The sequence below is a fragment of the Bradyrhizobium sp. IC3195 genome (assembly GCF_020193585.1).
Classification (GTDB): Bacteria; Pseudomonadota; Alphaproteobacteria; order Rhizobiales; family Xanthobacteraceae; genus Bradyrhizobium; species Bradyrhizobium yuanmingense.
In genome coordinates this window covers 1-2,443 of record NZ_JADYVG010000058.1, presented here as the reverse complement: position 1 = coordinate 2,443, position 2,443 = coordinate 1, and the positions used below count along the sequence as shown (strand labels likewise).

Here is a 2,443-nt window from a genome sequence, read left to right as displayed (position 1 = left end):
CCGTCCTCGGGCAGGCGCAGCACCTCGCCGATCTGGTCGATCAGGAGGCCATAGGATTCGCCGCGTAGGTCGACGCCGACCGCCATCGCGGTCTTGCCGTCCTCGTCCTTGGGCAGGCCGAGGCGCGAGCGCATGTCGACCACGGTGACGATGCGGCCGCGCAGGTTCAAAACGCCTGCGATCTCGCGCGAGGCCAGCGGCACGCGGGTGACGCGCTCGGGCATGAACACGTCCTGGACGCGGGAGATCGGCAGCCCGAACAGCTGGCCACCGATCATCGCGGTGACGTATTCGACCATGGCGCCTTCAGCGGACTGGGTCTTCTTGCTCATTTCAGTGTCTCCTGGTCCATGCCGCTCAAGGTTTAAGCCGCGGCCGCCCGGCTCAGCTCGGAGGCGCCGGCGGCGCCCGCGGTCTGCTCCTTCAGCGCCGCGATCAGGCCGGGACGGTCGAACTTGGCGACGTAATCGTGGAAGCCGGCCTGACGGCCGCGCTCGATCGCCGCCGGCGACACCAGCGCCGACAGGCCGATGATCGGCGTCGCAGCGAGGTTGTTGTCGGAGCGGACGACTTCCGCGAACTCGAACCCGTTCATATCGGGCATCTCGATGTCGGTCAGGATCACGTCGAAGCTTTGGGCGCGCAGTGCCGCGAGGCCCTCCTGCGCGGTCGGCGCGGTGCGGACGCGATAGCCGGCGGCCTTCAGCACCGGCGCCAGCATGTTGCGGAAGAAGGCCGAGTCGTCGACCAGCAGCACCGACTGCGAATGCAGCGACGGCTTCATCTCCTTGCGGGTGAACCAGTCGGCGAACGCCATCGGCAGGAAGTGGCCGACGTCGATCACCTCGGTGGCCTGGCCCTTGATCACGGCCGAGCCGAGAACGCCGGAGGAGGAGCCGCCGACCTCGATGTTGAGGCGTTCCTCGACGATGTCGATGATCTCGTCGACGACGAGGCCCATGGAGCGGCCGTCGTCGGCGAACACCAGGATCGGCTGGGCGCCCTGGCTCGCAATGGTGACGCCTTCCATGGCCACCAGCGGCATCAGCTGCTCGCGGTACTGCACCATGTAGCGGCCGTTCGAGAACTCGATCTTGTCGGCCGGCAGCTCTTCCAGGCGCGTGACGAGGCCGAGCGGAACCGCCTTGGGCTGCGACGAGCCGGCGCGGAACACCAGCAGCGAGGTGGTCTGCTCGCCACTTCCGATGTGATGGCCGGCCGCTTCGTCACCCATGTCATGGGCCGAGGAGCCGGCGGCGCCGAGCGCCTTGGCGATGCCGTTGGGATCGATGATCATGATGACCGCGCCATCACCCAGAATGGTGTTGCCGGAGAACATGTCGATGTGACGCAGTTTTGTCGACATCGGCTTGACCACGATTTCTTCGGTGTGGAACACGCCATCGACGACGATGCCAAAGGTCTGGCTGCCGACTTGCGTCACCACGATGAAGCCGTTCTCGGGATCGGAGGCCGCGCCGTCGTCGATCTTCAGGAGCTTCTTCAGATGGATCAGCGGCAGCAGCTTGTTGCGCAACCTGAGCACCGCGGTGTCCTTGATGCGCTCGATGCGGTGCTCGGAGTTGGCGCGGGCGCGGACCAATTCCACCACCGAGAGCTGCGGGATCGCAAAGCGGTCGCCGGCGGCTTCGACGATCAGCGCCGAGACGATGGCGAGCGTCAGCGGGATCTTGATGGTGACGGAGCTTCCTTCGCCGGCCACGCTCTTGATGTCGATGGTGCCGCCGATCTGGTCGATATTGGTGCGGACCACGTCCATGCCGACGCCGCGGCCCGAGACCGAGGTGATGGCAGCGGCAGTGGAGAAGCCCGGCGCGAAGATGAACTTGTGGATCTGGGCTTCGCTCATCTTCTCGAGCTCGGCCTCGGTGACGAGACCGGACGAGAGCGCCTTGGCCTTGATCTTCTCGGTGTTGAGGCCGCGGCCGTTGTCGGCGATGCAGATGATGATGTGGCCGCCCTCGTGATAGGCGGACAGGCGAATGGTGCCCTGCTCGCCCTTGCCGCTGGCGAGGCGCTCGGCGGGGGTCTCGAGGCCATGATCGGCGGAGTTGCGCACCATGTGGGTGAGCGGGTCCTTGATCAGATCGAGCACCTGGCGGTCGAGCTCGGTGTCGGCGCCGTGCATCTCGAGCTCGATCTGCTTGCCGAGTTCGGATGAGAGGTCGCGGACGATGCGGGGCAGCTTCTGCCAGGCATTGCCGATCGGCTGCATGCGCGTCTTCATGACGCCTTCCTGCAGCTCGGCGGTGACGTTGGAGAGGCGCTGCAGCGGCACCTTGAACTCGGTGTCCTCGTTGCGGCGGGAGATCTCCAAGAGCTGGTTGCGGGTCAGGACCAGCTCGGAGACCATGGTCATCAGGTGCTCCAGCGTATCCACGTTGACGCGGATCGACTGGTTGGCGATGCGGTCGCCCTCGCC

2 protein-coding genes are annotated in these 2,443 nt (G+C 66.1%); both read right to left on the bottom strand.

Annotation, left to right across the window (positions count from 1 at the left end; translation table 11 throughout):
• Positions 1-332: chemotaxis protein CheW (locus I6F09_RS37045; protein WP_225148808.1), on the bottom strand; the 332-nt coding region annotated here is incomplete at its 3' end.
• A gap of 32 nt (positions 333-364) precedes the next feature.
• The coding region (locus I6F09_RS37040) for a hybrid sensor histidine kinase/response regulator (RefSeq protein WP_225190191.1) at positions 365-2,443 on the bottom strand (2,079 nt) is incomplete at its 5' end.